This is a genomic window from Vibrio chagasii (assembly GCA_041879415.1).
GTDB lineage: Bacteria > Pseudomonadota > Gammaproteobacteria > Enterobacterales > Vibrionaceae > Vibrio.
In genome coordinates this window covers 577,199-601,339 of record CP090851.1, presented here as the reverse complement: position 1 = coordinate 601,339, position 24,141 = coordinate 577,199, and the positions used below count along the sequence as shown (strand labels likewise).

Sequence of the window (24,141 nt, the reverse complement as noted above, 5' to 3'; positions counted from 1 at the left end):
CATAGCTGAGCACACATGTTCGAATTCCCACAATTTTCTAAGCACTCTGTAAAGAATGACGTACTGTCAGGCCTTACCGTAGCACTTGCTCTGGTACCTGAAGCTGTAGCATTCGCCTTTGTTGCTGGCGTTGACCCAATGGTTGGTCTCTACGCAGCATTCATCGTAGGTCTTATCACTTCAATCTTCGGTGGCCGCCCAGGCATGATTTCTGGTGCGACTGGCGCGATGGCTGTTGTAATGGTAAGCCTAGTTGCAACTCATGGTGTTCAATACCTATTCGCGGCAATTATGCTAGCTGGCCTTCTGCAAATTGCAGCAGGTGTCTTCAAGCTAGGTAAATTTATCCGCATCGTTCCACACCCAGTAATGATTGGTTTCGTGAACGGCTTGGCTATCGTTATTTTCCTAGCTCAACTTGGTCAATTTAAAGCACCAGATCTAACAGGTGCATTAACTTGGCTACCAAGTGACCAGATGACTCTAATGTTAGGCCTAGTGGCACTGACTATGGCTATCATCCACTTCCTACCAAAACTGACGACAGCAGTACCATCTTCATTGGTTGCTATCGTAACTGTGACAGCATTGGTTGTAGGTCTTGATCTTGAAACTCGTACTGTTGTTGATTTCCTACGCACTATGTCTGGTGATGAAGCTGCAACGCTCGCAGGTTCTCTACCAACCTTCTCTATCCCAGCAGTACCGTTTAACCTAGAAACGCTATACATCATTCTGCCTTACGCAGTGATCCTTGCAGCGATTGGTCTAATCGAATCACTACTTACACTAACGGTACTAGACGAGATGACAAATACTCGTGGTCAATCTAACCGTGAATGTGTTGGTCAAGGTATGGCGAACGTAACGTGTTCAGTATTTGGCGCGATGGGTGGTTGTGCGATGATTGGTCAGTCAATGATCAACGTAAACTCTGGTGGTCGTGGTCGTCTGTCGGGCATCGTTGCTGCTGTTGCATTACTAATGTTCATCCTATTCGGTTCAGCACTTATCGAAATGATCCCGCTAGCGGCGCTAGTTGGTGTGATGTTCATGGTGGTAATTGGTACATTCGAATGGGCAACCTTCAAACTTGCACGTCGTGTACCTAAGCAAGACTTCTTCGTTATCGTTCTTGTTACGGTTGTAACAGTAATGACTGACCTAGCGGTAGCGGTATTTGTAGGTGTAATTGCATCTGCACTGATGTTTGCATGGCAACACGCTAAGCATATCTACGCTGATACTTGCATCAACGAAGCTGGTTCAAAAGAGTACAAAGTAAACGGTCCAATCTTCTTCGGTTCAACAGCAAACTTCCTTGAGTTGTTTGACGCTCATGAAGATCCACAAGATGTTATCGTTGATTTCGCGAACTCTCGCGTAACCGACCACTCTGCTATTGAAGCAATTGATACTATTGCTGAGCGTTACGCTGCACAAGGTAAAACGCTTCACCTTCGTCACCTAAGCCAAGACTGTGTTGCTATGCTGCACAAAGCAGGTAGCTTAGTAGAAGCAAACGTAGCAGAAGACCCAATCTACAAAGTAATGTCTAAGTAATTTTACACATCACTTTACGCTAGATATAAAAAGGCCGACATTCAATGTCGGCCTTTTTTATACTTCGCGTTCAAGCGTTCTACTTCTTTTATAACCTCGATATCAAATCGACCTTAATATCGCTTCGCTCGACTCTTCGATTAAGTCCAAAACCAGTTCGAATCCATCCCCCTCTCCATAATACGGATCAGGCACCTCTTGATACTGCGAGTCACCGAAGCTCAAAAACAACGCCAGTTTGTACTGCAAGTGTGCTGGGCATTGGCTCATTAAGTCAGTCAAATTAGCTCTATCTGCTGCGAGTATTAAGTCAAACTCTTCGAAATCATTTGCGACGACTTTTCTTGAAGTAATGCCTTTAAAGCTATAGCCTCGCTTCTCTCCTGCCGCTTTAGAGCGCGAGTCTGGCGGATTACCTTGATGGAAGCCAATCGTCCCCGCAGAGTCGACTAGAACATCAATATTGAGCTGCTGTGCCTTCTTTCGTAATACCGCTTCACCTGTTGGCGAGCGACAAATATTGCCCATGCAAACCACGAGTATCTTTTTCATCCGTAATCACCTGTTCTTCCGATGGTTTTTGCTATCGTTAAGTTAGGCTATGATAGGCGCAATCACAACTTAAAAGGATTTGTTATGTCGACTGAAGACAACAAAGAACAACGTCATAAAGCAAGACAGCAGAAAGTAAAAGAACAAGTCGATGCTCGTGTCGCTGCAGCACAAGAAGTAAAAGGCCTGTTACTGGTCATCACGGGTAATGGTAAAGGCAAATCTACCTCTGGCTTTGGCACCATCACTCGTGCAGTTGGCCACGGTAAGAAATGTGCGGTTGCTCAGTTTGTTAAAGGCACTTGGGATAACGGTGAGAAAAATGTCCTGCAAAAGCTAGATGTTGAGTTCCAAGTAATGGGTACTGGTTTTACGTGGGAAACACAAAATAAAGCGCAAGATATTGAAGCGGCACAACGCGTATGGAAAGAGTGTAAACGCATGCTGGCTGACGAGTCGATTGATGTGATTCTGTTTGATGAGCTGACTTACATGGTGAGCTATGGCTACATCGAGCTAGATGAAGTCGTTGAAGCGCTTAACAACCGTCCTAAGATGCAATCAGTGATCATTACAGGCCGTGGGGCACACCGCACACTGACTGAAATGGCAGACACGGTATCAGAGGTACGTAACGTGAAACACGCATTTGAATCTGGTGTTAAGGCGCTACAAGGCGTTGACTGGTAATCACCTTCAACCAGAGATCCCGACTCGGTCATTCTTCCCTCTCGAGGATGAAGCCCACTAGGCTGTTGTATCCTTGAGATTACCTATAGTCATTCCCTAGAGCGAAGGGCGAGTGTCGTAGGGAATCTCTCTTGAGTATTACCGATGCTAAAATAAAAAGCGCCATTCCTACAATAGGAATGGCGCTTTGTTTATAGACGAGTAATCGTTAGTTAAAGAAACCTTTCAATAAACCGTCTACGGCTTCTTTGGTCTTCTCATCTTTAATCTTGTCCGTTAGCTTGTTAACACCACGGTCGATCTCTTTCTGTGCTTTTTGCTTTAACACATCATCAAAAACGAGAGCGAATTTCGGGTCAGCCCATTGGCCTGTCACCTTAATTGGAATCGTGACATCTTTCAGGTCATCAATCCCCTTACCGCCCTGACCTTCTAATGTGCCAACAATCGATGTTCTTACTAAGAAGTCTACCGTTTCATTGATGAAGTTAGCTTTACCTTGGCCTGTAACGCGCAGTAGTGGTGATTGTGCCGACAGGTCATTGGTTGAAACCCAACCTTTATCAACCTTAAGTGTCGCTTTCATCGCACTAAAGTCAGTCTTTTTAGCTTCATTTGTGCTTTCAACTTTCTCGCCTTTGATCTTCGCGTAATTCTCACGAATCAGTTGGGCAACGTTGATCCCGTTAACCGCACCATCTTCAAAGTTGATCGCGATAGTACCAACTAGATTCTTTTTGATTCCTGTTGGTGTAAGGCTCTTACCTTTCACATTGACATCGATATTACCCGTACCTTCAAGCACATCGTTACCTGCAACATCAACCAGCAATGGCTGAACTTTCACCCCTTTAATTCTCTTCTTAGCAGTGTAAGTCGCCGGAGTTTTACGAGCGTCTAGTTTTGCTGTCGCAGAGATAGAACCTTGGTAAAGGTTTGATGTGAATGAAGTCAATTCAGCAATACCGCGGTTAACAGAGAATGCCGTTTTAACATTCTGCATTTTCGCATTGTTTGCTTTGAACTTATCGATAGTGATATCACCTTTCACATCGAGCGTTTTAAGAGCAGATAGGTCAGGTTCAACTTCTTTTGCTGGCGCTGAGCTAACTGACTTTGACGTTGAGCCACCAGCAGTACCAGAAGGCGCCGTGCTCGTGGTTTCTGTTGAATTACCTAAACCTAGGAACTCGTCTAAATCAATGTTCGGGCTATGTAACGAGAAACGAACCTTTGGTATGTCGGACAGAGTAACGTCGGCTTTACCGTCTAATGCAATAGAGTTAGCTTGTAGCTTCTCTAGCACAAAGCTCAAATGGCTCTTCGTTAGATCAAAGCTAAGATCAGACAACATATCAACTTTCATTGGTGATTGAGGAAGCGTGTCACCCTTGAACGTAGAGTCTAACGTTAACTTGTTCAGTATCACTTTTGAAATGGCTTTATCAACCGTTAGCTCACCACCACCTTTCAGATCTAAATCTAGACCAGCAGCATTACCAACCACAGCGTAAGTCAGTTGGTTAACCTTATCGAACTCAAACGTATCTAAACCAATCTTTGCCGAGTCAATTGACGTCGCAGGGTCATTAAACTTAGCGTTTAGGTCGATATTACGTAGCGCATAGCTTGCAAAGCCTTCAGCCAGTTTGAACTCGGCGCTACCGTCAGCTGAAAATTTTTGTTGGTTGTTCTCACCAGATGCAGCAAAGGTTGCCGTCGTCCATGTGTCTACTGCGAACTCAGATAGGTTCAAAGACACATCGTAGAGCTTGGTGAAAGAACCTGCTTGCTTGTCGTCCATTTCAAATAGTGCATTTGAGATCGTCACGCCCGCTAGATTTATCGTCCAGCCAGATGCTTCTGCTGCACTTTGCTCTTGTGGAGCCTGTGCTGGTTCAGACGTTGTCTCAGCAGCTGGGGCCGACGCATCAGATGCAGATGCTTGCGTCAGCGCATCAATATTTTTACGGCCATCTTTAAGCGTTTCTAAGTAGAATTCTGCGCCATCTAGAGTGATGTTACCGATCTCTAGTTGGTTACTAAATAGCGGAGTAACCGAAACGTCAACGCCAACCGTATCAACCTTAAATAGGTTAGGTTGGGTGAACCCTTCTGGGTTGCGTAATTCAGTTTGACCAAGTTCGAAGCCAATAGATGGGAAGAATTGCCAGCTGATATCACCCTCGATCACTAGCTCAAGGCCGGTGTGCTTCTGGGCTTGTTCGACAATTAATGGCTTAAATTGGTTGGGATTCACTAACAGTACTAGTGCCAAAATTGCTGCAACAACAATAAACACTGGCACAGCTATGAAAATGAGTAGTTTCTTCATCCGCATATTCCTTGCTTAGATTCCAAAAGAAAGTGGCACTATAAAAGTGCCACTGATTCGGTAAAAAATAAAGCTAAGTGAGTCACTTAGGCAAAACTTTTATTCGATTAAGACTTCAACAACTTCGCAATGTGCGCTTTCAGTACATCAATCGCGATACGGTTTTTACCACCACGAGGAACGATGATGTCTGCATGTTGTTTTGAAGGCTCGATAAACTGCATGAACATTGGACGTACTGTTTCTTGGTATTGCTTTAGTACAGTATCCATTGTGCGACCACGCTCTTCAACGTCGCGCTTAACGCGGCGTAGTAGACAGATGTCTAGTGGTGTATCCATGAACACACTCGCGTGCATTAGGTTACGAAGACGTGGGTCTGTTAATAGCAGAATACCTTCTAAAATGATCACTTTCTTAGGAGTAAGTGTAGTCGTTTCAGAAGTACGTGTATGTTCTGTGTAGCTGTACTCAGGTACTTCTACGGCATTGCCGCTCATCAGCTGCTGTAAATGCTCACATAACAGATCATGGTCCAGTGCATTTGGGTGATCGTAGTTAGTTTTAACACGCTCTTCCATACTCAAGTGGCTTTGGTCGCTGTAATAGCAATCTTCCGTGATAACACCAATTTGATGGTCGCCTACTTTTTCGCGCAGCTCATTATAAATCGTACTAGCAATCAGACTTTTTCCTGAAGCTGAAGCGCCAGCGATACCTACGATGACACATTGATTATTATCAGACATTATTTTGCACCCGATATGGTTTGGTGGTGGGAATAGATAAACCGCCTGATTATAGGGGCTAAAGCACTGAGATTCTAGTCGCCATTTTAGCAAATTGCAGTCAAATTGATGATCTCAATACATTTACTTAAGATAATCGTTTGCTTTTAAAAAACTTGCCTACAACTGTTTGCACAGACTGAATGATCGGCTCGCCGAAAACCAATAACTATTTATCTAATCCATCATTATTTATACAGTGTGAGAACAAACCTAACTATTCGACCATAGAAAAGTTGATCGCTTCTGGTCGCGCTTTACCTGTCCAAAACATTTTTGCCGCAACATTTTCAGCGAGCTCTAGGTAATGGTGCGTGTGCTCGCTGTCTGGGCGACGCACTACCGTTGGGCAGCCCGCATCAATGTCTTCGCGAACATCAATATGCAGTGGGATTTGCGCTAAGATATCGAGGTAGAACTCTTCAGACATAGCTTCTGCCCCACCAGCGCCAAAGATATGTTCTTTCTCACCACAGTGACTACATATATGGTAGCTCATGTTTTCAACTAAGCCTGCTACAGGCACACTCACTTTATCGAACATCGCGACACCTTTACGCGCGTCTGCCAATGCCAGATCTTGAGGAGTAGTCACAACAACCGCACCAGTTACTGGGATTTGTTGAGATAGAGTTAATTGGATATCACCCGTGCCCGGTGGCATATCGATCACAAGGTAATCTAGCTCTGGCCATACCGTTTCATTCACAAGCTGACCGAGTGCTTTTGCCGCCATCGGACCACGCCAAATAGCAGCGTCATCTTTCGATACAAGGTAACCAATTGAGTGAGTGAAAATACCGTGTGCTTCGATTGGCATCATCCACTTATTGTTTTGTACTTCTGGCTTCGCATCTAACTGCCCTAGCATCATCGGAACCGATGGGCCGTAGATGTCCGCATCCAACAAACCGACTTTTGAACCAGATTTAGATAAAGCCAACGCAAGGTTAACTGAAGTCGTCGATTTACCCACCCCGCCCTTGGCAGAAGTGACGGCAATAATATTCTTCACGCCTTTCAGTGGTGTTGAGACCGTCGTTTCAAGTGCCGACGGCTTGACCTTCACTTCAAATTGAAAAGCATTCACAAGCTTTTGTTCAATCTGAGCGTTAATCCAATTTTCAAGATCAACAGCAAGCTGATTCGCAGCGAAAGGCAAAGTAATAACAAACGATCCACGAGGATCAACAGAGACAATATTTTGGTGTAGCGCCCACTCTGGGATGAGGATTGGTGACTCAAACTCATTCAACCATGAACAGAAATCTTGCTTCGAAGTAAAGTTACGCATTGGGGCTCCTTTTTTTATTTATGCTATCACCCACGAGATGAAGACTGAACCCCTAAAAAACTAGGGGAATCCTTTGTCTGATACCTTGGCGTATCACACGTTATAAAGTAGTATTACCAATCAAATTTATACCTATCAAAAAAGCGAATTATTAAGTATGGCAACTGATCCAAGACAACTTTTGGTAACTTGTGCGCTTCCGTACGCTAACGGCTCTATTCACCTTGGCCATATGCTTGAGCATATCCAAGCTGATATCTGGGTTCGATACCAGCGTCTGCGTGGCAACACTGTAAACTTCATCTGTGCTGACGATGCTCACGGCACGCCAATTATGCTTAAAGCTCAACAGATGGGTATCACACCAGAAGAGATGATCGCTGCTGTTAGTGAAGAGCACCAAAAAGACTTCGCTGGCTTTGATATCAGCTTTGATAACTACCACAGCACGCACAGCGAAGAGAACCGTGAACTGGCTTCTCACATCTACCTAGAACTTAAAAAGAACGGCTTCATTTCAAGCCGCACTATTTCTCAGCTTTTCGACCCTGAGAAAGAGATGTTCCTACCGGACCGTTTCGTAAAAGGTACTTGCCCTAAGTGTAAGTCAGAAGACCAGTACGGTGATAACTGTGATAACTGTGGTGAGACATACAGCCCAACTGAGCTAATCGAGCCTAAGTCAGCAGTTTCTGGCGCAACTCCAGTAATGAAAGACTCTGAGCACTTCTTCTTCGACCTGCCTCAGTTCGAAAGCATGCTAAAAGAGTGGACACGTTCTGGCTCACTGCAGGCTGAAACAGCAAACAAAATGCAAGAGTGGTTCGAGTCTGGTCTACAACAGTGGGACATCTCTCGTGATGCACCATACTTCGGCTTCGAGATCCCAGGCGAAAAAGACAAGTTCTTCTACGTATGGCTAGATGCACCAATCGGCTACATGGGCTCATTCAAGAACCTATGTGACAAGCGCGACGATCTAGACTTTAACGAGTACTGGAAGAAAGACAGCACCGCTGAGCTTTACCACTTCATCGGTAAAGACATCGTTTACTTCCACAGCCTATTCTGGCCTGCAATGCTAGAAGGTTCTGGTTTCCGTAAGCCAAACAACGTATTCGTACACGGCTACGTAACAGTAAACGGCGCTAAGATGTCTAAGTCTAAAGGCACATTCATCAAAGCAAGTACATACCTAGACCACCTAGACCCTGAGTGTCTACGTTACTACTACGCTGCGAAACTAAACAGCCGTATCGACGACCTTGACCTTAACCTTGAAGACTTCACTCAACGTGTAAACGCTGACGTAGTAAACAAGATTGTTAACCTAGCTTCTCGTAACGCAGGTTTCATCACTAAGCGCTTCGAAGGCAAGCTATCTGCTGAATTTGCAGAGCCAGAGCTTTACAACGAATTCGTTGCAGCTGCTGAGCGTATCGGTGAGCTATACGAAACTCGTGAATTCAGCCGTGCTATCCGTGAGATCACTGCACTAGCAGATAAAGCGAACCAGTACATCGACGAAAAAGCACCTTGGGTTCTTGCAAAAGAAGAAGGTAAAGAGAAAGAGCTTCAAGAAGTTTCTTCTGTAGGTATCAACCTATTCCGCGTACTAATGGCTTACCTGAAACCAGTAATGCCAGAGCTTGCAGCTCGTACGGAAGCTTTCCTAAACGAAGAGCTAACGTGGGAAGGCGTTGCTACTCCACTAACTGATCACGAGATCACTAAGTTCAAAGCGCTATTTAGCCGTATTGATCCTAAGAAAGTGGAAGCGATGATTGAGTCTTCTAAAGAAGACGCAGCAGCAGAAATGGCAGCTAAAGAGAAAGCGGAAGCTGAGAAAGAAAAAGCAAGCCAAACTGAGCTAGATAAAGAGCCAATCGCTGAAGAGATTGAATTTGACGCGTTCGCAGCCGTTGATATGCGTATTGCTCGTATCATCTCTTGTGAAGAAGTGCCAAAAGCGAACAAACTACTGAAGTTCCAACTGGACATCGGTGGTGAGACTCGCCAAGTATTCTCTGGCATCAAGTCAGCATACAAACCTGAAGAGCTAGAAGGCAAGCTAACTGTTATGGTTGCGAACCTAAAACCTCGTAAGATGAAGTTTGGTATGTCTGAAGGCATGATCCTAGCAGCGGGCCCTGGCGGCAGCGACCTATGGATTCTTGAGCCACACGAAGGTGCTCAACCTGGTATGCGTGTAATGTAATTCTGACCTCTGTCAGATAAAGCATTCACTGCCAAATCCCTGATGTAGCTTAACTTGAAAGAGTTAATAAACATCGGGGATTTTTTATATCTACCGAAAACCGGCGTTCTCTGTTAGAGTCGCCGTCAACTATGCTAAGTAAAGTATCACAAGGTTAACGACAGCAATACGCCGTTTGAAGCCACTTTACTCTCCAAACCTTTTTAGGACACCTCTGTGACTAACAACGAAATCTTGCGTCGTATTCAACACGCACTAAACCTTAAGAACGCACAAATCATCAAAGCTATTGAACAAGCGGATGTGACTGTTGCCCACGACCAAGTGATTAACTGGCTAAAAGCGGATAACGATAAGTCATGCTCTAAGATGAAAGACAAAGAGTTGGCGGTATTCCTAAATGGTTTCATCAACCTTAAGCGCGGTAAAAAAGAAGGGGCTCAGCCAAAGCCTGAAGTTGCACTTACCAACAACATGATTTTCATGAAGCTACGTATTGCATTGAACATGAAAGCAGAAGACGTACTCGATGTATTAGAAGTGGTAGGTATCAGCCTAAGTAAATACGAAATTGGTGCCTACTTCCGCAAGCCTGAAAACAAAAACTACAAAGTATGTGAAGACCAATTGCTTTGTGATTTCCTAAATGGTGTTCAATTTACTAACCGCCCAGACTCAGAAGAGTTCGCAGGTTAACTACTAGGGCGTGTTGACCTTTCGAGCTGGTTTTTGCAGCGAGTTGCTGGGTATTTATACAAGGCAGAGGCTTTGACGTGTAGCTAGCCTACATGAGAAGTCGATAACGCAGTAGAAATGACCAGCAAACGCTGCCCGAAGGGTTCGGCTAAAAGCGTTTTACTCTTTGTTGAGGGGGATTTGCTTAGAATAACTAGGCTACTTCCCACTCGCCACTATTAAAACGCTTTTATCTCGAACAAAATTTAACCACGAAAGATCAACACGCCCTAATCTACGAGCAAATTAGCCAAACTTTTGATAAATAAAAAGCGGCGAGATAATTAAATTATCTCGCCGCTTTTCTTTTTTCTTACTTTAGAGACCGACTAAGTTAACCAAAAGGATTAGCTATCGTCTTCTGTAAAGCTCGTTGGTAACGTCGTTTTCATTTCGTTCCAAATCTGTGCACTTGCGATACCGTAATTACGAATAACCAAAGGCAAGTTTTCACGTTGACCGCTCTCACAGATAACAAACAGCTCTTTATAGAACTCCATCGCTAGGCGACGCGCTTCTGGGTTAGAGAAGTAGTAGCTACCGATACGATCGTAAAGCTTACGTACGCCATTAAAGATCAGACCGTAAATTTGGTTACCTGAATGGAACGCTAAGCGTTGGAACAGCATGTAGTCGTAAAAGTTAAACGTCTTAGCAATTAAGATCGTCTGACGTTTTGCTTCGTCTTTCTCTGTATCTTCTTTAACGGCTTGCTTGATCTTGTCTGCATACGGAGACGATTCTAGGAAATCATCCCATGTAGGTGCCGCAAGTAGCGCTTCACACGATTCAATCACATTGCTGATTGTGCGCTCTGAAGCCTCTTTATTTGCTTTAAATGCGTAACGCATAAAAATAGGGCTGATGTTAGTACGAGCTGCTAGTAGGTCTTCTACCATTTTGCTTGCGTTATCCACGTCCAACGTCATTAACGTATCAAGAATATGAAGACCCGAGGTTTCCATAAACTGGTTAACTTTAGTTGGTTTACCGTGTTGGATAGTTAACCAACCGTCACGAGCAAGACGCTGCAGTACTTCACGAAGCGTAGTACGTGTAACACCAATCAGTTCAGAAAGCTCACGCTCTGCTGGCAAGATAGAACCTGGAGGGAAACGGCCATTCCAAATACTTTCAATGATATACTTCTCTGCAAATCCTGCCGGGCTCTTCGCCTTAATGACCATCTACACTTCAATCCAATTAAATTATTTTCTTCTAATTTACTCATCATACCACTAGTAAAGGCGAGCGGAAACACCCTCAAAAATTTTACTCACCTCAAACACCAATAGAGTTAAAGCTCTAAAGTTCACCTCATGTTTCCACCTAAGATTTGCAAAGCAAGCCTCTATAAATCACTATTTAAACAAAGTTTTAACACAATAAATTCACTTTAAAATCAATGACATTGGTCATATTTTAGAAGCCATCAAATTGCAATATTAAGTTGTAATAATCATATATAAACCGTCTTTATTCTGTAAATTTCAATCATTTCGCTGAAATATTGATTCTAGTCGGTTTTTATCACATTTTAAGTGGTATGCTTCCGCTACTTTGATCGCGTTTCTCACACAAAAAAGAGGTATTTTAGGTGCTACAGGGCTTTTCCTGTTGACTAAATGTTATCTAAGAGTAGAGTTGCGCTCAAAAATAAGCAGTGCTTGAGTTTCTAAGGGAGTGACTTGGCAAGACCACAGAACGTTACATGGAATGTAGTTTTTCTAAGTCACTGTTAGTTATAGTTTTTAACACTTTCTATAGCTCGATTCTCAAAATGTTGTATTGCTTGTCTATTCATAATCAACATAAAAGAGTATTAACATGCCGATGTCTCTCGGAAACGCTTTTATCAAGAATTTCCTTGGTAAAGCTCCTGATTGGTATAAACTTGCCATCATTTCCTTTTTAATCATCAACCCGTTTGTTTTCTTCCTAGTTGACCCATTTGTAGCGGGCTGGCTATTAGTGGTTGAGTTTATTTTCACCCTAGCTATGGCTCTCAAATGCTACCCTCTTCAACCGGGTGGTTTACTGGCAATTCAAGCCGTTGCAATTGGCATGACCAAACCTGAAATGGTTTATCATGAGCTTCAAGCAAACCTTCCAGTATTACTCTTATTAGTATTCATGGTTGCTGGCATTTACTTCATGAAAGAACTTCTCCTGTTCATTTTCACGAAGATATTGCTCGGCATTCGTTCTAAAATCATGCTTTCTGTTGCGTTTTGTGTGGCAGCTGCATTCCTATCTGCTTTCCTAGATGCACTGACTGTAATCGCAGTTGTGATCAGCGTGGCAGTGGGGTTCTACTCGATTTACCACAAAGTAGCATCAGGCAAAGGCTCTAACTCTGCACACGACCACACTCACGATGAAGAAATTTCTGAGCTAACTCGTGAAGACTTAGAAGACTACCGTGCTTTCTTACGTTCACTACTGATGCACGCTGGTGTAGGTACCGCGCTAGGTGGTGTAATGACTATGGTCGGTGAACCACAGAACTTAGTTATCGCTAAACAAGCAGGCTGGGAATTCGGTGAGTTCATTATTCGTATGCTTCCAGTAACACTGCCTGTTTTCTTCTGCGGCATTCTAACTTGTGCTCTTGTAGAGAAATTCAAAGTATTTGGCTACGGTGCAAAACTGCCAAATAACGTTCGTCAGATCCTTGTCGAGTTCGATAACACACAAAAAGCGAGCCGTACTAAGCAAGACGTGGCAAAACTTTGGGTTCAAAGTGCTATCGCAGTATGGCTAATTGTAGGCTTAGCACTTCACGTTGCTGAAGTTGGTTTGATTGGTTTATCAGTTATCATTCTAGCGACTGCGTTTACTGGTGTAATCGAAGAACACTCTATGGGTAAAGCGTTTGAAGAAGCGCTACCGTTTACCGCGCTTCTTGCTGTTTTCTTCGCTGTCGTTGCAGTAATCATCGACCAAGCACTATTTAAGCCAGTAATCGATGCGGTACTTCACGTTGAAGATAAAGGCGCACAACTTGCCCTATTCTATGTAGCCAACGGTATTCTATCGATGGTTTCAGATAACGTATTCGTAGGTACGGTTTACATCAATGAAGTGAAAACTGCATTGGTTGAAGGCATTATCACTCGTGACCAGTTCGACCTACTTGCTGTTGCTATCAACACTGGTACTAACCTACCTTCAGTTGCAACACCAAACGGCCAAGCTGCATTCCTATTCCTATTGACGTCAGCACTTGCTCCGTTAATTCGACTGTCTTACGGCCGTATGGTAATCATGGCGCTGCCATACACTATCGTGCTGGCACTGGTTGGTCTTGCAGGCATCGTTTACTTTGTTGAACCGATGACAGCATGGTTCTATGACGCAGGTTGGATCATTCAGCGTACAGGTGAAGCGGTTGCTCCAGTGATCTCTGGTGGACACTAAGCTACACACTGTGTCGCAAAGCACAAAATGTGTAACTCACTAATCAAAAATATTAGTTGATTAGGAAACTTATCCAAGATAAAAAGCTCTGAGTATTCAGGGCTTTTTTATTTTTTAAACGGGATTTAATTCGTGAACTTTTTTGTAATGCTCAAAGACTTCTCTAAGGGACGTTTATCTTGGCTTTTACTGCTGGCTTTTGTTGTATTTTTTGAGGCGTGTGCCCTTTTCTTCCAGCATGTCATGATGCTTGGTCCTTGTGTCATGTGTATCTATGAGCGTGTAGCAATGCTTGCTATTGGTGTCGCAGCAATCATAGGTGCCATTGCCCCTAACAACCCTGTATCGCGCTGGCTTGGTCTTGCTGGTTGGGGATTTGGTGCATACAAAGGTTTAACGCTGGCTTTAGAACACGTTGACTACCAGTTCAACCCTTCTCCGTTTGCGACCTGTGACTTATTCGTGACCTTCCCTAGCTGGGCACCGTTAAACCAATGGGCTCCGTGGATGTTTGAAGCCTACGGCGACTGCAGCAAGGTCGTGTGGCAGTTCTTGTCGCTTTCTATGCCGCAATGGCTTGTCATCATCTTTGCGGGCAACTTAGTAGCGTTCGGTTTCGTGTTAATTTCTCAATTCGTTAAATCCAAGAACGACTAATCACTCACGCTTTACAAAAACGAAAAAGTCGACCTTAGGGTCGACTTTTTGTTATCGGGTCTTTCTTACGCTTTAGAGCACAGAAAGCGATTAACTGTTCTTACCACAACACTGCTTGAACTTTTTACCGCTTTCACACGGACAAGCATCGTTACGACCGATATCTTTAAATGGATTCACGCTCTGAGACTTATTACCCAGCATCGCTTCATCAGCAGCCAGTGCGACTTCAGAAATCATTAAGTCAACTTGACCAATAAGATCAGCAAGTGCTGGCGGGTTCTCTAGTCCAGCCACAACCATTTGCTGCTGAGTCTGCTCTTCATCAATCGCAAGCATCAATGTCGTCAGCAAAGCTTGTAGCATGCGAAGTGTGCCATCAGCGACACTCACGGTTTGCCATTGCTCTTCAACGGTCGGCCACACCATCATGAAACCTTCTGCGAAATCAGCAAACTGCTCGGTAAAGTCACCTTCAGAAAGTACATCTGTCAGTAAGTATTCACTACGCTGAATAAGATTGTGTTGGCGATTGATCTGTTCTGTCACGATTGCCACAAGCGCTTCACCGGCTTCTGGAGCAATGATCGCAAGCCACGCTTCAGGCTCTAGCGGCTTAGTGGCTAGGTTAGAAGCAAGAATTGCCCCTTCAAGAAACTGCGGGGTAATGTCTGAAATTGATTCTGGTAGGCTTAATAATTGATATGTCATGAAAGCTCTGGATATTTGGGCATTTTCGATATTATAACGTTATCCCCGCTAAGATGTCGCCAACCACTTCCCTCTGTTTTCTAACAGATAACGATACGCAAACCATTGATATTCAAATATTGTCGAGATTTCACTTATTTCGCTTTGATAATCAGAACCTTGGGTGTAAAACGCTCCCATAAACATTTAGTTACATTTAGGCGTGGTCAACATGAAATCAAAATCCCAAGGTTTTACATTACTCGAACTTGTCGTTGTGATCGTTATTCTAGGAATATTAGCAGTGACCGCTGCGCCTCGGTTTCTTGGTGTTCAGAGAGACGCTCATGAAGCATTAGCACAAGGCGCATTTTCTGCGTTCAGAAACAGTATTGATATGTACCACTCTCAATGGCTTGTTGATGGAGAACCCGGCTTTGATCAAGTGGTGAATTACGGTCAAGGTGACATTTATCCTTCTTCTTCAGGATTTCCATTCGCCGTTGGTGATGCCCCAGTCAGCGCTGGTGTAGGATTATCTGGTGACGACTGTGTTGAGCTTTGGAATGCACTAATGACTACTGACCTAACAATAAGAGCCCATGGAAGTTCCGTTTTTCCATCTGAAGAGAATATCGTCAGCTGGTATACTGCAGATCCAAGCTGCTATTACTATTACACGAGTGGTTTTTCATTTGGCGAAGATATCCCTAGACTCAACTACTTCCCACTAACCGGAGAAGTAACCATTACTGCAGATAGTCCGAGCTCATAGTGACAATCCTGTAAGCACACCGTACAATCACGCCTCTTTATTTTCAGGACAGAGATGTTTCGGTAGATCAGCATGCGAGTAATACTTGGCCCTATGGAGGGCGTTCTAGACCACCTAATGCGTGAAATTCTCACAGAGCTCAATGATTACGATCTCTGCGTAACCGAATTCGTGCGTGTTACTGATCAACTATTACCGCCGCATGTATTCCATCGCTTGTGTCCTGAGCTTCATCAGGGCTCTCAAACCATGGCGGGCGTTCCTGTCCATGTGCAGTTACTCGGTCAACACCCGAAATGGATGGCAGAAAATGCAATTCAAGCTGCGAACCTTGGTGCCAAAGGTATCGATCTAAACTTCGGTTGCCCAGCAAAAGCGGTAAATAAGAGTAACGGTGGCGCATCATTACTGAAAGAGCCCGAGCTTATCTACCAAGTTGTTAAAGCGACCCGAGAAGCTGTCCCTGAGCACATCCCTGTTTCCGCTAAAATTCGTTTAGGCTGGGAACACCCAGATGAGTGCTTTGAGATTGTCGATGCGATTGAACAAGCCAAAGCGGACGAACTAACAGTCCATGCAAGAACCAAAACAGGTGGCTACAAGGCAAGTGAAATCAAGTGGGATTACATTAATCAAATCCGCCAGAAGACGTCGCTACCTTTGATCGCGAATGGTGAGATTTGGAACTATCAAGATGGGCAAGATTGCATTAAAACGACGGGTGTTGATTCGCTCATGGTGTGCCGTGGTGCATTCAATGTTCCAAACCTTGGCAATGTGGTTAAGCACAACCACCAGCCGATGCCATGGATAGAGGTTATTGCTCTACTACTACGCTATTCAGAGTTCGAAATCGAAGGCGATAAAGGCTTGTACTATCCAAACCGTGTAAAACAGTGGTTTGTGTATCTACGCAAAGAGTACCCAGAAGCGGAAGAACTGTTCCGAGAAATCAGAACCTACAAAAAAGCCGCGCCTATCGTCGAGCAGATCAAACGCTATCAAGAGCTGTACAATCAGCCTGGATAGCTCTCTACACTCAAACTCTCTATTTAAGCATATAGACTGAACAACGTGGCTAGAATTCGATACGATCTTTACCGGTCGTTTTAGCCACGTAAAGCTTCTCATCAGCAAACTTAAATATCTCTTCAAAATTAAGCTTGCTCTGTTGTGTCTCTACAATACATACGCCACCAGATACTGTAAATCCATTCGGAATAACATCTGTTGAGTTGACGCAAATCGCTGTTTTTACTCGATCGAGTGTTCGCATTAGGGTCTCACGATCATCCCCTTTCAGGTAGACCACAAACTCTTCACCACCAAACCGAGCGGCAACATCACTGCTGCGAATACTGCTGTTGATCTGGCGTGACATATAACGAATCACATCATCGCCTTTATCATGACCGTAGGTATCGTTAATGGACTTGAAGTCATCAATATCAAAAACCGTTAAAGCAAACAGCTGATCATGTTCAACTCGTCGCCAAAACGCCTCTAGCCCTCGTCGATTAAGCAACCCTGTCATTGGGTCTTTCGCTGCAAGATCTTTAAAATAGCCGCGTTCGATGTTGGAATTGACATAAAAGAAAATGGTTACAGAGAACAGATACACAATAATCGCAACAATAAGGCTATCTTTCTCATAAACGAAAAAGTGCTCTATCTCTTTTGCTAAATCCAGTTCGTAATACATCGCGTGGTGGGATGCAACACCGTCGAGATTAACCTCATGGTAGAAGGCCGCATTATCAACCGGCATAGTGCGTGTAGTGTCTATGATATCGATACGACCAGCCAGGTGCTCATTGGAATTTGCAAGTAATCTGCTGGTATTAATATCAACTGACAGCATTCCCTGGTGAACGCCCTTATGGAATACCGGAATGGTCATACTGATCGTTCGATTGAGTGATTCAAAACGAAAACCCGGGCCGGAGAGCGTCAGTTGGTCAGGGTTGTTTGCCGTTTTCTGCCAATAAGGGCGGCTCTTTATCGTTGAGAGCAGCTCTTTACTTATCCTCTTAGCAAAGTCTTCCGGCGAAGAGATCACATAACCGCGCGTATCAATGAAATGAACACCGTCATGGTACTCATCAAGCTGAGATAGAAACGACAGAATCGGGGCGAGAGCAATCTTTTCTGATGCACTTTTGTAGCTACTGCTGGTTTCGGAGCAAAGGGATTCTTCACCAACTAGCATGTAGTCGATATCGACAGAAGGAATATCTGAGGTTTTGCCATCCGCGAGCAGTAACACATCAATCGGCCAGATTTGGCAGAGCCCGTTTACCACTTGCTTGTTGTGATCAAGAAATAGAGGGTTTCCTGATTTGTAGTAATTAGAGAAGCTATAGTCTAGCGCCGTCACCACTTTGGTGGTTCGTTTGAAAACATCCTCAATACGATGAAACTCGCTGTCGATGTCTTTTTTAACCGAGTCAAAATGGTTTTTTCCTATTAAGCCAAGCAACATTGCCGCGATCACGGCTGGAAACCCGAAGACAAAGGTAAGGCTAAAATGCCTGTTTACTTTCATATAATGTGCTCTTAGCGCTCAGCTATTTTCATTTACCCCGTTAATATTATGACATTAATCACCATTTCGCTCGACGTAAAATAATGTAAATTGATATTACCCGCACAAGCAACGGTCAAATAACTACTTATAAATTAATAAAATAGACTCACCATAACACTTAAATTGGTCTCATGCAGTAGGTCGAAAGCAGTTAAAACCCTATTAATAATGTGACTTATATTCGGCGAACTTGATCAATTGAAAATGAGATTAGCGACTTACAATAGCTCGTTCAATAATTGAGTTGGGTACCGTTACCCCCAACTCACGCGCAGCCTCTAAGTTCACCACCAATTGCGAACTCTGGGCTGTCTTTACACTCAACTTGCCAGGCTTTTGCCCATTCAAAATCGCGGCAACATAATCAGCGGTTTGTACGCCAACGTCGTAATAATCAAGGCCTAAACCTGCTATAGCCCCCTTGCCAACATAAGATGTCGCACCCGCCACTACCGGAGTACCCTCTTGGCTTGCCGCTTCAATAAGGCCTTCCACTCCACTAGCAACCGTATTGTCGGTCAGCGCGTAGATAACGTCAGATCGCTTTGCCAATGATTGAGCTTTTGATTCCACATCGTCGATGGTTAACGCTTTTTCAGTGTGGAGCTCATAGCCAAAGTCACGGCTGGCCTTTTTCAATAAAGCAACTAAGGCGACGGCGTTCGATTCTGCTGGGTTATAAACCACACCGATGGAGTTAGCCTCTGGCAGCAACTCTTTGATCAATGAGACATGCTGAACAATCGGAGATAGATCAGAAAGACCAGTTACATTTCGCCCTGGTTTTTCAAGTTGTTTGACAAGCCTTGCACCGATCGGATCTGTGACGGCCGTAAACACAATAGGAATAGAGCGAGTTGCTGAAACCAACGCCTGTGAGCTTGGCGTCGCGATACCAACCAACACATGAGGATTCTCACTGACGAGCTCTCTAGCTATCTTCGCCGCCTGCGCTGGATTTCCATCGGCCATTTCGTAAGAAAACTCGAGGTTTTTCCCAGGTTCATAGCCTTTTGCTCTTAACCCTTCGAGTAGCCCCATACGTGTCGCATTCAAATCGGGATGATCAACAACTTGTGAAACCGACACTTTCGCGATATTGGCCATCGCACTGCCAGCCCAAAGCAACAGTGAATAACTCAGCACTGCCGTTAATACTTTATTTACTGCACCCATTAACACTCCCTGAATCAAGCTTCCATTGTTATTGCTCGTTCAAAGAGAACAACATCAAATCACTATTGATAGTATTACCAGTAACAATTGATAAGTTGAAGTGATATTTAACAAAAACACAACAAAGCTCGAATTATGCGAGAAAAGCTAGGTTTGCTCTGGGATAAGATAAGAAACGGGATGAGTAAGATATACAAGGGTTAGAGCTGAGAGCAACCGAGTGAGTGGAATATCGTTACTCTCAGGCCTATAGGGAGGTGTGAGGTGTTTTTTAGAACCAGCGCTCCATTGCCGACTTGTCTAACTGTCGGAAAGCGCGATTAAGGATAATAGCGAGCTCTTTATAACGAGGACGCGCCTTCATTGGCTCTAATGCAAAACCTGTTTCGGTGATCTTTTCGTGCAGCTCACGATACCAAGACACCAAAGCCGGCGGAAGCTGCGTGTTTGAGCGGTTACCTAACCACCACATGCCTTGAAGTGGCAAGCTAATAGCGAACAAAGCCATGACCACAGCTTGTGGCATTGCTTGGTAATTATTGAAAACCATTTGCGTAAGAACACTGATAGCAGCGATCGCAGGCATCACCTTAACACCAAAGCGCGTCGCTTTAATGATTCGTTGCTCTGGGAAAATAGCGTTTAACTCTTTTCGAACAGGCCAGAGATCCATGTACTTTTGGCCATCTTTTAAACTGCCAGCTAAACCAACTCTATTGCTCATATGAGTCTCCCATTAAAAAAAAGTTGAAATCATCAACTAAAAACACAAAAATTTGACGAAAAATAATATTCTTTCAAATTTTTTTGTTATATTTGCACAATATCGCTATTATTTGCAGACCTCAATCTCATTGTTGCCCTTATTTACAATTTAAGCAACTTTGAGAAGACTTCTGCAAGGAATGCACAAGCCGCTTTTGCTTCAAAAGTGCGCTTTCACTTTAATACGGAAATTAACGTTTTTTTGACCAAGGTTAGTACGCAAGCTACCGAGCTTCGTCTATTCTTGAGATTAATTTTCATCCTTAACTGATTTCGATCAGAAAAATTAACAGGTAGTCATTAATGTCTAAGCTAGTTTTAGTTTTAAACTGTGGTAGTTCTTCTCTTAAATTCGCTGTTGTTGATGCAGAAACTGGTGCAGAGCACCTAACTGGTCTTGCTGAGTGTCTAGGTCTTCCAGAAGCTCGTATGAAATGGAAACTTGACGGCAAGCACGAAGCACAACTAGGCGCGGGCGCAGCTCACGTAGAAGCACTATCTTTCATGGTAGAAACTATTCTTGCTTCTAAGCCTGAGCTTAAAGCTAACCTTGGCGCTATCGGTCACCGTATCGTACACGGCGGCGAGCAGTTCACTCAATCTGCACTAATCACAGATGACGTTCTTAAGGGTATTCAAGACGCTGCGACTTTCGCACCTCTTCACAACCCAGCTCACCTAATCGGTATCGAAGCTGCTCAACAGAACTTCCCAGGCCTTAAAAACGTTGCTGTATTTGACACTGCGTTCCACCAAACAATGCCTTCTGAGTCTTACCTATACGCTCTACCGTACAACCTGTACAAAGAGCACGGCATCCGTCGTTACGGCATGCACGGTACTTCTCACCTATTCATCACTCGTGAAGTTGCAGGCCTACTAAACAAGCCAGTTGAAGAAGTTAACATCATCAACTGTCACCTAGGTAACGGCGCTTCTGTATGTGCAATCAAGAACGGTAAATCTGTAGATACTTCTATGGGTCTTACTCCTCTTGAAGGTCTTGTAATGGGTACTCGTTGTGGTGACCTAGACCCTGCAATCATCTTCCACCTACACGACGCACTTGGTTACTCTGTTGAAGAAATCAACAACATGCTAACTAAAGAGTCTGGTCTTGCTGGTCTAACTGAAGTGACTTCTGACTGTCGTTTCGTTGAAGACAACTACGGTGAGAAAGAAGAAGCAACTCGTGCAATGGACGTGTTCTGTCACCGTCTAGCTAAGTACGTAGCTGGCTACACTGCAACTCTAGAAGGTCGTCTAGACGCAATCACTTTCACTGGCGGCATCGGCGAAAACTCTGGCCCAATCCGTGAAATGGTTCTAAACCGCCTAGGCATCTTCGGCATCGAAGTTGACGGTGAAGCTAACCTTAAAGCTCGTTTCGGCGGCGAAGGTACTATCACTACAGCTAACAGCCGTATCCCTGCAATGGTTATCTCTACTAACGAAGAGCTAGTAATTGCTGAAGACACTGCGAAGCTAGCAGGTCTTTAATCAAAATTTGTACCGCTGGCTTTAACGAGCCGGCGGTCTTTTGATGAAAATGGGGCTCAGCTTCTATTCCTATTCCTACCCTTAAATAGGAATATGAAGTTGAGCTTTTTTAATCCAATAGCTAAAGGTACTCATACGAATGTCTCGTACTATTATGCTTATCCCTACTAGTGCTGGTGTTGGTCTAACTAGCGCAAGCATGGGTGTTCTTCGCGCAATGGAGCGCAAGGGCGTTAAGGTTTCTTTCTACAAACCAATCTCTCAACCACGTTCTGGTGGTGATCAACCTGATCTAACTTCAACTATCGTTGGCACAAACAGCGATGTTAAGATCGGTCAACCTCTAGCGATGTCTGTTGCTGAAAGCCTAATCGGTAACGACAACATGGACGAGCTACTAGAAACTGTTGTTGAGCGTTACAACCAGATCAACAAAGATGCTGACGTAACACTTATCGAAGGTCTAGTACCAACTCGTAAGCACCCATTCGCTAACCAAGTGAACGCAGAAATTGCTGCAACACTAGGTGCAGAGATTGTACTTGTTGCAACTCCGGGTACTGACAACCCAGCTCAACTTAAAGAGCGTATCGAAGTAGCATGTTCTAACTTCGGTGGCACTAAGAACAAAAACATCTCTGGCGTTATCATCAACAAGCTTAACGCTCCAGTAGATGAAGCGGGCCGTACTCGTCCTGACCTATCTGAAATCTTTGACGATGCAGACAGCGCTCAGCAAAGCGAACTAAAAGTAATGGAGATCTTCAACACTTCTCCAATCCGTGTTCTTGGTTGTGTGCCTTGGAGCATCGAGCTAATCGCTACTCGTGCTGCAGACATGGCTTCTCACCTAAACGCTGAGATCATCAACGAAGGTGAACTAAATACTCGTCGTATTAAGAGCATCACTTTCTGTGCGCGTTCTCTACCGCACATGATTGAACACTTCAAGCCAGGTTCACTACTTGTGACTTCGGCTGACCGTCCTGACGTTATCGTTGCAGCAGCACTTGCAGCAATGAACGGCGTTGAAATTGGTGCTGTTCTTCTAACTGGTGGTTACGATATCCCTGCGGAAATCCAAGACCTAATCAAGCCTGCTCTAGAGACTGGTCTTCCAATCTTTAAAGCACAAGGGAACACTTGGCAGACATCTCTGAACCTACAGAGCTTCAGCCTAGAAGTACCAGCAGACGATAAAGAGCGTATCGAGTTCATCAACGAACACGTTGCGGGTCACATCGATGGCAACTGGATCGAGTCAATGACGGAAGGTACTGAGAAGTCTCGTCGTCTAAGCCCACCAGCATTCCGTTACCAACTAACTGAGTTCGCTCGTAAAGCTGGCAAACGTATCGTTCTTCCTGAAGGTGATGAGCCACGTACAGTTAAAGCTGCGGCTATCTGTGCAGAGCGCGGCATTGCAGAATGTGTGCTTCTAGGTAACCCTGAAGAAATCCGTCGTGTTGCAGCACAACAAGGTGTTGAGCTAGGTGCTGGCGTAACGATCATCAACTCTGATGAAGTACGTGAAAACTACGTAGCTCGTCTAGTTGAGCTACGTGGCGCGAAAGGCATGACTGAAGTTGTTGCTCGTGAGAAGCTACAAGACTCAGTATTCCTAGGCACAATGATGCTTGAAAACGGTGAAGTAGACGGCCTAGTTTCTGGTGCTGTTCACACTACGGCGAACACTATCGTTCCTCCGTTCCAAATCATCAAGACTGCACCAGATGCGTCTATCGTATCTTCTGTATTCTTCATGCTACTGCCTGACCAAGTACTGGTTTACGGTGACTGTGCGATCAACCCAGATCCAACAGCTGAACAGCTTGCTGAAATCGCTATCCAATCTGCAGATTCTGCTGCGGCATTCGGTATCGACCCACGCGTTGCTATGATCTCTTACTCTACTGGTGAATCTGGTAAGGGTGCAGACGTAGATAAAGTACGTGAAGCAACTAAGATTGCTCAAGAGAAGCGTCCTGATCTAGTGATCGACGGTCCTCTACAGTACGATGCTGCTATCATGGAAAACGTTGCTGCTTCTAAAGCACCAAACTCTCCAGTAGCTGGTAAAGCGACTGTATTCGTATTCCCAGACCTAAACACTGGTAACACGACTTACAAAGCGGTACAACGTTCAGCAGATCTAGTATCTATCGGTCCAATGCTTCAAGGTATGCGCAAGCCAGTAAATGACTTGTCTCGTGGCGCTCTAGTAGACGATATCGTGTACACAGTAGCTCTAACGGCTATCCAAGCAGACCAAGCTGCACAAGCTGAAGAAAAAGTAGTTAACTAATTACCTTTTCATGTCCTAAAGGACTTTAAGAGTGTTAAAGCCCATGCAATTGCGTGGGCTTTTTTTATGTCTTATTATTGTATAGCATACC

At 44.3% G+C, this 24,141-nt stretch carries 19 protein-coding genes; 10 read left to right on the top strand and 9 right to left on the bottom strand.

The genetic code is table 11. From position 1 onward, the window contains the following. Positions 1-15 precede the first annotated feature (15 nt). Complete coding sequence (locus L0991_02750) at positions 16-1,563, top strand: SulP family inorganic anion transporter (protein XGB62997.1); 1,548 nt, start codon at positions 16-18, stop codon at positions 1,561-1,563. A gap of 102 nt (positions 1,564-1,665) precedes the next feature. On the opposite strand, the gene L0991_02745 is transcribed toward L0991_02750, so the two are convergent. Then, complete coding sequence (locus L0991_02745) at positions 1,666-2,115, bottom strand: low molecular weight phosphotyrosine protein phosphatase (protein ID XGB62996.1); 450 nt, start codon at positions 2,113-2,115, stop codon at positions 1,666-1,668. An 84-nt stretch (positions 2,116-2,199) separates the two neighbouring features. Here L0991_02745 and cobO point away from each other — a divergent pair, with 84 nt between their 5' ends. Then, on the top strand, positions 2,200-2,805 hold the full coding sequence (gene cobO / locus L0991_02740; protein ID XGB62995.1) for a cob(I)yrinic acid a,c-diamide adenosyltransferase: 606 nt from the start codon (positions 2,200-2,202) through the stop codon (positions 2,803-2,805). Positions 2,806-3,013: 208 nt separating this feature from the next. Here the strand turns inward: cobO and L0991_02735 are convergent, their stop codons facing one another. The 3 genes from L0991_02735 to apbC form a co-directional block, all read right to left on the bottom strand. Beyond that, on the bottom strand, positions 3,014-5,140 hold the full coding sequence (locus tag L0991_02735; GenBank protein XGB62994.1) for an AsmA family protein: 2,127 nt from the start codon (positions 5,138-5,140) through the stop codon (positions 3,014-3,016). Positions 5,141-5,247: 107 nt separating this feature from the next. Next, complete coding sequence (gene udk / locus L0991_02730) at positions 5,248-5,889, bottom strand: uridine kinase (GenBank protein ID XGB62993.1); 642 nt, start codon at positions 5,887-5,889, stop codon at positions 5,248-5,250. 256 nt (positions 5,890-6,145) lie between these two features. Further along, positions 6,146-7,222, bottom strand: a complete 1,077-nt coding sequence (gene apbC, locus L0991_02725) for an iron-sulfur cluster carrier protein ApbC (GenBank protein XGB62992.1) — start codon at positions 7,220-7,222, stop codon at positions 6,146-6,148. Positions 7,223-7,379: 157 nt separating this feature from the next. On the opposite strand from apbC, the gene metG reads away from it, so the two are divergent. Then, positions 7,380-9,440, top strand: coding sequence for a methionine--tRNA ligase (metG, locus tag L0991_02720; GenBank protein ID XGB62991.1), 2,061 nt, complete (start codon positions 7,380-7,382; stop codon positions 9,438-9,440). Between the two features lie 216 nt (positions 9,441-9,656). Next, entirely contained in the window at positions 9,657-10,136 is a 480-nt protein-coding gene (locus L0991_02715) for a DUF1456 family protein (GenBank protein XGB62990.1), read from the top strand. 386 nt (positions 10,137-10,522) lie between these two features. Here L0991_02715 and fadR read toward each other — a convergent pair whose 3' ends face one another. Continuing rightward, positions 10,523-11,362, bottom strand: a complete 840-nt coding sequence (gene fadR / locus L0991_02710; protein XGB62989.1) for a fatty acid metabolism transcriptional regulator FadR — start codon at positions 11,360-11,362, stop codon at positions 10,523-10,525. A 640-nt stretch (positions 11,363-12,002) separates the two neighbouring features. On the opposite strand from fadR, the gene nhaB reads away from it, so the two are divergent. Together nhaB and dsbB are read left to right on the top strand one after the other, a co-directional pair. Beyond that, positions 12,003-13,595 carry a Na(+)/H(+) antiporter NhaB gene (gene nhaB, locus L0991_02705; protein ID XGB62988.1) on the top strand — a complete coding sequence of 531 codons (1,593 nt, stop codon included), beginning with the start codon at positions 12,003-12,005 and terminating at the stop codon, positions 13,593-13,595. A gap of 147 nt (positions 13,596-13,742) precedes the next feature. After that, on the top strand, positions 13,743-14,252 hold the full coding sequence (gene dsbB, locus L0991_02700) for a disulfide bond formation protein DsbB (GenBank protein XGB63839.1): 510 nt from the start codon (positions 13,743-13,745) through the stop codon (positions 14,250-14,252). Positions 14,253-14,342: 90 nt separating this feature from the next. Here the strand turns inward: dsbB and L0991_02695 are convergent, their stop codons facing one another. Then, complete coding sequence (locus L0991_02695) at positions 14,343-14,963, bottom strand: YecA family protein (GenBank protein ID XGB62987.1); 621 nt, start codon at positions 14,961-14,963, stop codon at positions 14,343-14,345. 211 nt (positions 14,964-15,174) lie between these two features. Between L0991_02695 and L0991_02690 the strand changes: the two genes are divergently transcribed. Further along, on the top strand, positions 15,175-15,717 hold the full coding sequence (locus L0991_02690; GenBank protein ID XGB62986.1) for a type II secretion system GspH family protein: 543 nt from the start codon (positions 15,175-15,177) through the stop codon (positions 15,715-15,717). A gap of 72 nt (positions 15,718-15,789) precedes the next feature. After that, the gene (gene dusC / locus L0991_02685; GenBank protein XGB62985.1) at positions 15,790-16,746 is read left to right on the top strand and encodes a tRNA dihydrouridine(16) synthase DusC; all 957 of its coding nucleotides are present in this window, start codon (positions 15,790-15,792) and stop codon (positions 16,744-16,746) included. A gap of 49 nt (positions 16,747-16,795) precedes the next feature. Here dusC and L0991_02680 read toward each other — a convergent pair whose 3' ends face one another. The 3 genes from L0991_02680 to L0991_02670 all read right to left on the bottom strand — a co-directional run bounded on the left by L0991_02680 (position 16,796) and on the right by L0991_02670 (position 20,204). After that, the gene (locus tag L0991_02680) at positions 16,796-18,262 is read right to left on the bottom strand and encodes a GGDEF domain-containing protein (GenBank protein XGB62984.1); all 1,467 of its coding nucleotides are present in this window, start codon (positions 18,260-18,262) and stop codon (positions 16,796-16,798) included. Between the two features lie 252 nt (positions 18,263-18,514). Beyond that, entirely contained in the window at positions 18,515-19,480 is a 966-nt protein-coding gene (locus tag L0991_02675; GenBank protein ID XGB62983.1) for an ABC transporter substrate-binding protein, read from the bottom strand. Between the two features lie 271 nt (positions 19,481-19,751). After that, positions 19,752-20,204: a DUF412 domain-containing protein gene (locus tag L0991_02670; protein ID XGB62982.1), complete on the bottom strand. Its 453-nt coding sequence runs from the start codon at positions 20,202-20,204 to the stop codon at positions 19,752-19,754. A 344-nt stretch (positions 20,205-20,548) separates the two neighbouring features. On the opposite strand from L0991_02670, the gene L0991_02665 reads away from it, so the two are divergent. Both L0991_02665 and pta read left to right on the top strand, forming a co-directional pair. After that, positions 20,549-21,745, top strand: a complete 1,197-nt coding sequence (locus tag L0991_02665) for an acetate kinase (GenBank protein ID XGB62981.1) — start codon at positions 20,549-20,551, stop codon at positions 21,743-21,745. Between the two features lie 139 nt (positions 21,746-21,884). Next, a complete protein-coding gene (gene pta / locus L0991_02660; GenBank protein ID XGB62980.1) occupies positions 21,885-24,050 on the top strand; it encodes a phosphate acetyltransferase in 2,166 nt (721 codons plus the stop codon). Positions 24,051-24,141: the final 91 nt, after the last annotated feature.

What these genes read in the sequence shown, in the direction of transcription:
- L0991_02750 (XGB62997.1), top strand. Translation starts at nt 16, where the DNA reads ATGTTCGAATTCCCACAATTTTCTAAGCACTCTGTAAAGAATGACGTA.
- L0991_02745 (XGB62996.1), bottom strand. Translation starts at nt 2,115, where the DNA reads ATGAAAAAGATACTCGTGGTTTGCATGGGCAATATTTGTCGCTCGCCA.
- cobO (XGB62995.1), top strand. Translation starts at nt 2,200, where the DNA reads ATGTCGACTGAAGACAACAAAGAACAACGTCATAAAGCAAGACAGCAG.
- L0991_02735 (XGB62994.1), bottom strand. Translation starts at nt 5,140, where the DNA reads ATGAAGAAACTACTCATTTTCATAGCTGTGCCAGTGTTTATTGTTGTT.
- udk (XGB62993.1), bottom strand. Translation starts at nt 5,889, where the DNA reads ATGTCTGATAATAATCAATGTGTCATCGTAGGTATCGCTGGCGCTTCA.
- apbC (XGB62992.1), bottom strand. Translation starts at nt 7,222, where the DNA reads ATGCGTAACTTTACTTCGAAGCAAGATTTCTGTTCATGGTTGAATGAG.
- metG (XGB62991.1), top strand. Translation starts at nt 7,380, where the DNA reads ATGGCAACTGATCCAAGACAACTTTTGGTAACTTGTGCGCTTCCGTAC.
- fadR (XGB62989.1), bottom strand. Translation starts at nt 11,362, where the DNA reads ATGGTCATTAAGGCGAAGAGCCCGGCAGGATTTGCAGAGAAGTATATC.
- nhaB (XGB62988.1), top strand. Translation starts at nt 12,003, where the DNA reads ATGCCGATGTCTCTCGGAAACGCTTTTATCAAGAATTTCCTTGGTAAA.
- dsbB (XGB63839.1), top strand. Translation starts at nt 13,743, where the DNA reads ATGCTCAAAGACTTCTCTAAGGGACGTTTATCTTGGCTTTTACTGCTG.
- L0991_02695 (XGB62987.1), bottom strand. Translation starts at nt 14,963, where the DNA reads ATGACATATCAATTATTAAGCCTACCAGAATCAATTTCAGACATTACC.
- L0991_02690 (XGB62986.1), top strand. Translation starts at nt 15,175, where the DNA reads ATGAAATCAAAATCCCAAGGTTTTACATTACTCGAACTTGTCGTTGTG.
- dusC (XGB62985.1), top strand. Translation starts at nt 15,790, where the DNA reads ATGCGAGTAATACTTGGCCCTATGGAGGGCGTTCTAGACCACCTAATG.
- L0991_02680 (XGB62984.1), bottom strand. Translation starts at nt 18,262, where the DNA reads ATGAAAGTAAACAGGCATTTTAGCCTTACCTTTGTCTTCGGGTTTCCA.
- L0991_02675 (XGB62983.1), bottom strand. Translation starts at nt 19,480, where the DNA reads ATGGGTGCAGTAAATAAAGTATTAACGGCAGTGCTGAGTTATTCACTG.
- L0991_02670 (XGB62982.1), bottom strand. Translation starts at nt 20,204, where the DNA reads ATGAGCAATAGAGTTGGTTTAGCTGGCAGTTTAAAAGATGGCCAAAAG.
- L0991_02665 (XGB62981.1), top strand. Translation starts at nt 20,549, where the DNA reads ATGTCTAAGCTAGTTTTAGTTTTAAACTGTGGTAGTTCTTCTCTTAAA.
- pta (XGB62980.1), top strand. Translation starts at nt 21,885, where the DNA reads ATGTCTCGTACTATTATGCTTATCCCTACTAGTGCTGGTGTTGGTCTA.